The sequence below is a fragment of the Iamia sp. genome (assembly GCF_035575815.1).
Taxonomy (GTDB): Bacteria; Actinomycetota; Acidimicrobiia; order Acidimicrobiales; family Iamiaceae; genus Iamia.
In genome coordinates, this window is sequence record NZ_DATLXO010000172.1 from 1 (window position 1) to 2,836 (window position 2,836).

Genomic DNA, 2,836 nt, shown 5'->3' on the forward strand with positions numbered 1-2,836 from the left:
TCCGTCGATCTCATCCACCCCGCCAGTGTGGGCGCGGTTCGACCAGATCTGCAGTCGTCAAGGTCATCAAGGAAGGTCCGTTCTCACCCTGTGGGGGACAGAAGATCCGCTACACCAGGTGTCTCACCCCACCCTGACAGACAGGGCCTCCGGCGCGGTCACTACGAGCTCGGCACTTACGCCCGACCGCACCTGCGCCTCGCCACCGCCTTCGACGAGCTCGAGCGCGTCCTCTGAAGGAACCGGCCCGCCGCGCCAGACCACGAGCGCGACCCGGCGACCGCCAACGCAACAGACCCCGTCGGGGTCCGTTGGCACTAAGGGGCGAGCCGGAGAAGGGCAGGAGCACCACGTGGACGACCTCACACCTTTTTCCGCCAGATCCTGTCCAAGAGGCTTCGTCTCCTCGGTAAGGGGTGCCCACAGGCGTGGGCCATCGATACCGAGGAGAGATCCAGTGCTGGTAGACGAAATCAACCGTGCCGTGGCCGCAGCGTCGGGCACATTGCTGGTGGGGGTGCTGAACGCCAGGGGTGACTGCCACAGGCTCGGTTTGAACCAGAGGGAGGTGGGGCAGGTGGCCGCCTTGGCCATCTTCGCCGACTTCCGCGAGGTCGACGATGCCCTGCCCGGGCCTGAGGTTCTGCGCCGGTTGGCCCGTGTGAAGGGGCTGCCGCTCACAGTGGTCGCCCGGGGCCTGGTGCTCGGCACGATCAGCGTGCCGAGGTCGACTCGGTGAGCGCCTCGCAGGACGCGATCTCGTTCGGCGCCCCCTCGGCGTCGGACGAGGCGGTGTCCGACAGGGAGAGCAAGGACAGCGTTCTCCTGGAGCTGTTGGCCGAGGGGCACTCCCACAAGGATGCCGCCCGGGTGGCCGGCGTGTCGGAGCGGACGGTGCGCCGCCGCCTCACCGACCGGGTCTTCGCAACCCGGCTCCACGCTGCCCGCCGGGTGCGTCTCGATGAGGTCAACGCCCGGGTGCCGGACCTCGTCTCCGAGGCGCTGGACACTACCCGGGAGCTGCTGGCGACGGCGGCGAACGAGTCCGTCCGGCTCGGGGCGGCCCGGGTGTTGCTGGCCCAGGGCGCCCGCCTCGAGGCCGATGAGCTCGCCGACCGGATCAACCGCCTCGAGGAAGCGGTACTCGAGCAGCAGGGGTGGACCGTGCTCCGCCTCGGCCCTGAGGACTTCGACGATGACGACGCTTAGGCCGTTGTGGTCCTGGCTCGACGACGTCGAGGCCCGCTACATCCGAGGCCTCACCGACGACGACCTGGTCGCCGCCGGCACCTACACGAGATACGCCCAGGGCTGCATCGACGACGCCGACATCGACCACTTGCTGAGCAGCACCGAGGTCGACTCGCTGCGCCGCCGGACCGGCCGAGAGCTCCTGTGGCACGACCTCGACATGGCCTCGTACCTGGACCAGGACCGGAGCGATGCGACCGACGTGGCCGTCCTCACGGCCCGTGACATCGTCGACGCCAAGCTCGGGTCTGACCAGTGGCGAGCCGCGCGCCGACGACTGCTCCGCCTCGCTCGAAGCGGCGAGGTGGAGTGGCCCGACGGCACCACTCAGGCACCCCCGGATGAGAAGAGCAAGGCGCGCCTCTTCTGGGCGCTGCTCCACGACCACTACGAGCAGGCCGCCCCCTCGACCTAGAACCCTCTCGCTTCTGACCGGCCAAACCGGCCAAACCGGCCACGGTGGCCAAGTACCGCCCCCCAGGGCGCCGAACCTTGACGACCCAGAAGTCCCCGCTCGCCCGTGGCGACGACCTTGCCTGACGCCGATCCTCGCCACGGGCCCGCCGGGGCGTACAACCGTCGAGAGCGCAGGAGCTCCCGCGCCACACAGTCTCCCCAGAATCCCTAGAGGTGCGTACCGACCACAAGGCGCGCCACAACGAGAAGTGCAACGTCGACGGGCGGAGTTTCCAAGCATCCCTAAGAGGCGCTAGCCCCAGGACCAGAGACTCACGAGCAGAGCCAGGGCGCCGTCGCGTTCGCGAGGCGTTCAGACGGCGTTGCGACGAGCAGGGCCTTGCGTTCATCCCTCCGCCGCAGCACCTTCGCTGACCTGGGCCGTGCCCCTTTGTCACGGGGCCCACGAGGGCGGGACGTGCGCGTGCACCTCGGCGTGAGGCTCCCCGCGTCGATCGCGTGGCGAGGCTACGACACCCGTCCGCGGCTCCGAACGGGCGTTGCGTCGCCCGAGCTCCGGTCAGACGCCGTCGGTCTCCGGATCGGCGGCGGTGTGCGGTGCATGCTTCGTCGAGCTTGGCCTTGTCGAGGAGCCACAGGGTCACCGGGAGGGTGACGGTGTCGAGGAAGGCGTCGCCCGACAGGGTGCGGGCCGCGGGCGAAGAGGCGCAGCATCTCGGTGAGGGTGGACGTCTGGAGCCGCTGGTGCGGCCTGCTGCGGCCCGAGACCCGCCCGGCTCCTCCGTGGGCGCCGTGATCGATGGGCCGCATGCCCCCGGAGTGTTCACCTGGCCTACCGTCGGTCAGGTGCCGCCGCGAGGGACCGAGCCGTGAGAGCGCGGAGAATCGAGTCGCGTCGCGGGGTCCGTCCGAGCCGCACCTCGACCCCGACCCGGTTGACCGCCGCGGCGACCGTCGGCTACCTGGCCGGCACCCTGCCCTCGGCCGACATCGCCTCCCGCCTCGCCGGTCGCCGCACCGAGGTGCGCGCGTCGGGCAGCGGCAACCCGGGCGCGGCCAACGCCGCCGCGGTGCTGGGGAACCGGTGGGGCCTGGCCGTGCTCGGCGCCGACATGGGAAAGGGCGTCGCCGCCGGCCTGGTGGGTCGGGCCCTTGCCGGCGACACCGG

4 protein-coding genes are annotated in these 2,836 nt (G+C 70.7%); all 4 read left to right on the forward strand.

From position 1 onward, the window contains the following. The first annotated feature begins 577 nt into the window (after window positions 1-577). Window positions 578-739 carry a hypothetical protein gene (locus tag VNL12_RS17465; protein ID WP_325596224.1) on the forward strand — a complete coding sequence of 54 codons (162 nt, stop codon included), beginning with the start codon at window positions 578-580 and terminating at the stop codon, window positions 737-739. Next, window positions 736-1,209, forward strand: coding sequence for a hypothetical protein (locus VNL12_RS17470; RefSeq protein WP_325596225.1), 474 nt, complete (start codon window positions 736-738; stop codon window positions 1,207-1,209). Before VNL12_RS17465 ends, VNL12_RS17470 begins: the two co-directional genes overlap by 4 nt. Continuing rightward, entirely contained in the window at window positions 1,196-1,666 is a 471-nt protein-coding gene (locus tag VNL12_RS17475) for a hypothetical protein (protein WP_325596226.1), read from the forward strand. Before VNL12_RS17470 ends, VNL12_RS17475 begins: the two co-directional genes overlap by 14 nt. A gap of 937 nt (window positions 1,667-2,603) precedes the next feature. Then, window positions 2,604-2,836: glycerol-3-phosphate acyltransferase (locus VNL12_RS17480; protein WP_325596227.1), on the forward strand; the 233-nt coding region annotated here is incomplete at its 3' end.